We start from the raw sequence: 3091 nt of genomic DNA, 5'->3' as shown, positions 1-3091 counted from the left end.
GGGCGGCGGCCAGCGGCGATCTGACCGGGCTGCGTGCGGCCGCGGCGGCACACCTGACGTGGCGCGGGGGCGGCGGGCCGCGCAGGAAAGCCCTGCTGCGCCAGCTGGACCACCAGATCTATGCACCCGCCGGCGCGCCGGGATTCGACGCGATGCGCTGGTTGCGCGACTGGTCGCGGGCCTAGCGGTTCCGCCGGGACGTCGCGCGGGCCTGCAGCTGATCCAGAGCGTCGGCATTGGCCCGGCCCCAGGCATAGACCGTCTCGACCAGGTCGACGAAGCGCCTGCCAAGCGGCGTCAGGCTGTATTCGACCGCCGGCGGGACCGTGCTTTCGACATGGCGGTCGATCAGGCCGCTGTCCTCCATCTCGCGCAGCGTCTGCACCAGCATCTTCTTGGAGATCCCAGGCAGGCTGCGCAGCAGCACCCCGTTGCGCGCCGCACCCCCGTGCTGGGCATGCAGCGTGTGCAGGATCATGCTGGTCCATTTCGTGGCAAAGATCTCCATCGTGCGTCGGGGGGCGCAATCCTCGCGCCAGTCGGTGTCGATGCTGCCGGGTTCCATGGTGGTTACCTTTCGGTGGCTATGTCCCAATTTGGTGCCGTCTGGCACGACCGCGCCGCGCTGACTAGATCCCCTGACAGCACAAAGACAGGAGAGATTCATGACCCGCACCGCATTGGTTGTCGGCGCCACCGGCATTCAGGGCCAGGCCATCGCCGCCCAACTGGTCCGCGACGGATGGGCCGTCCTGGGCCTCAGCCGCAATCCGCAGCCGCAGGAGGGCGTGACGCCCGTGGCCGCCGACCTGCTGGACCCCGCATCCGTCGCCGCCGCCCTGGACGGTCTGGCCCCGACGCATGTGTTCCTGACCACCTGGCTGCGCCAGCCGACCGAGGCCGAGAACATCCGCGTCAACGCCCTGATGCTGCGCAACCTGTTCGACGGTCTGCGTCCGCTTGGCACCGTGCGTCACGCGGCGCTGGTGACCGGGCTGAAGCATTACCTTGGACCGTTCGAGGCCTATGGCAAGGGCAGCCTGCCCAAGACCCCGTTCCGCGAGGATCAGGGGCGGCTGGACGTCCCGAACTTCTATTACGCGCAGGAGGATGAACTGTTCGAGGCCGCGCGCCGCGACGGCTTCACCTACAGCATCCACCGCCCCCACACCGTCATCGGCAAGGCGGTCGGGAACGCCATGAACATGGGCACCACCTTGGCCGTCTATGCCGCCATCTGCCGCGAGACCGGGCGCCCGTTCCGCTTTCCCGGATCGGCCGTGCAGTGGAACGGCCTGACGGACATGACCGACGCCCGCCAGCTGGCCGCCCAGGTCATCTGGGCAGCGACCACGCCCGCCGCGCATGACCAGGCCTTCAATATCGTCAACGGCGACGTCTTCCGCTGGAACTGGATGTGGCACCGTCTGGCCGACTGGTTCGGCGTCAAAGCCGAGGATTTCGACGGCACCGAACGCCCCTTGGCCGACCAGATGGCGGACGACGCCGCGATCTGGGCACGCATCGCCGAACGCGAAGGGCTGGCCGAGCCGGATATCACCCGCCTGGTGTCGCCGTGGCACACCGACGCCGACCTGGGTCGGCCGATCGAGGTCGTGACCGACATGTCCAAAAGCCGCAAGCTGGGCTTCACCGCCTATCAGGCGACGGACGAGGCGTTCTTCGACCTGTTCGAACAGCTGGAGGCGGACCGGATCATCCCCCGCCGCTGACCGTCCAAAGACGTGCATCTGCTGCGGTGAGGATGTCGGGCGACCGGCACCCTCATCGCCGCGGACGGAATGATGGTTCGCCTGGCCCATGGCCGACAATGCTTTGGTCATGCGACGGGGCGCCTGACGACACTCACGACGACCACAGAACCACGTCTGGTCAGTTGATCATATCTTGACAGTAAGGTGATGGCGGAGACGAAGGGATTCGAACCCTCGAGACCCTTTCGGGCCTGCACCCTTAGCAGGGGTGTGCCTTCGACCACTCGGCCACGTCTCCGCCGACCCGTATATGGATGTCGCCAAGGGGGGGCAAGGGGCTTTCTGGCCCCTTTTTGCAGATCGCCGCGCGGCGCCTTCCAAGGGTTCGACGGCGCCGGGACGTGGCACGCGACAGTTCGTCCTCTTGGAACTGGGGCTGGAACCCGGAAGGCATTGACGCGATAGTCGGATGACGCAACCGGATGGCAGGACATGACCGAAATCTCTCGTCGCAAGTCGGATCACCTGCGCATCGTCACCGAAGGCCGCGGGGCGCAGGACCGGCTGGACAGCGGGTTCGACCAGGTCCGGTTCCTGCATCAGGCGCTGCCCGATCTGGACATGGATGCCGTCGACACGGGAACGCGGTTCCTGGGGCGCAGCCTGGGGGCGCCGCTGCTGATCTCGGCCATGACCGGCGGTCCGGAGGAGGCGGAACGCATCAACCTGCACATCGCCGAGGCCTGTGCCCATCACCGCATCGCCCTGTCCGTCGGATCGCAGCGCATCGCGGTCGAGGCGGGCGGCAATGGCGGCCTTGGCGCCAGCCTGCGGGCGCGTGCGCCCCAGATTCCGATCCTGGGCAATATCGGCGCGGTCCAGCTGAACTATGGCTTTGGCGTGGCGCAGGCGCAGCGTGCGGTGGACATGATCCAGGCCGACGCGCTGATCCTGCACCTGAACCCGCTGCAGGAGGCGATCCAGGAGGGGGGCGACCGCAATTTTGCGGCCCTGCTGCCACGGATCGAGGAGCTGGCCACCAGCCTGCCGGTCCCCCTGGGCGTCAAGGAGGTCGGTGCGGGGCTGTCGGCGCCCGTGGCACGTCGTCTGATCGATGCGGGCGTGACGATCCTGGACGTCGCCGGCGCCGGCGGCACCAGCTGGGCGCGTGTCGAGGCCGAACGCGGTCCCGACCGCCTACAGGCGCTGGCGGAGCCGTTCCACGACTGGGGCATCCCCACGACCGCGTCGCTGCGCGCCATCGCGCCGATGATGGGGCCGGACCGGGTTCTGGTCGGGTCGGGCGGGGTGCGTCACGGGCTGGACGCCGCGCGGGCCATCCGCCTTGGCGCGGACCTCGTGGGGCAGGCGGCCCG

At 68.5% G+C, this 3091-nt stretch carries 4 protein-coding genes and 1 tRNA gene; 3 read left to right on the top strand and 2 right to left on the bottom strand.

Going from position 1 to position 3091, the window contains the following annotated elements:
• Positions 1 to 185 (top strand): hypothetical protein (locus FHD68_RS19225; protein ID WP_167550438.1); only part of this gene is annotated, 185 nt, incomplete at its 5' end.
• Here FHD68_RS19225 and FHD68_RS18140 read toward each other — a convergent pair.
• Positions 182 to 565: a winged helix-turn-helix transcriptional regulator gene (locus tag FHD68_RS18140; RefSeq protein WP_046000940.1), complete on the bottom strand. Its 384-nt coding sequence runs from the start codon at positions 563 to 565 to the stop codon at positions 182 to 184. The genes FHD68_RS19225 and FHD68_RS18140 overlap by 4 nt on opposite strands.
• A gap of 100 nt (positions 566 to 665) precedes the next feature.
• Here FHD68_RS18140 and FHD68_RS18135 point away from each other — a divergent pair, with 100 nt between their 5' ends.
• Positions 666 to 1733 carry an SDR family oxidoreductase gene (locus FHD68_RS18135; RefSeq protein ID WP_127898115.1) on the top strand — a complete coding sequence of 356 codons (1068 nt, stop codon included), beginning with the start codon at positions 666 to 668 and terminating at the stop codon, positions 1731 to 1733.
• Positions 1734 to 1923: 190 nt separating this feature from the next.
• Here FHD68_RS18135 and FHD68_RS18130 read toward each other — a convergent pair.
• Positions 1924 to 2013 (bottom strand) — tRNA-Ser (locus FHD68_RS18130).
• A 194-nt stretch (positions 2014 to 2207) separates the two neighbouring features.
• Here FHD68_RS18130 and fni point away from each other — a divergent pair.
• Positions 2208 to 3091, top strand: an 884-nt coding sequence (gene fni, locus FHD68_RS18125) for a type 2 isopentenyl-diphosphate Delta-isomerase (RefSeq protein WP_139086477.1), incomplete at its 3' end; no start/stop codon positions are given.

Origin of the sequence: Paracoccus marcusii (assembly GCF_006151785.1) — a bacterium.
Classification (GTDB): Bacteria; Pseudomonadota; Alphaproteobacteria; order Rhodobacterales; family Rhodobacteraceae; genus Paracoccus; species Paracoccus marcusii.
This window is presented reverse-complemented; position numbering and strand designations above follow the sequence as displayed.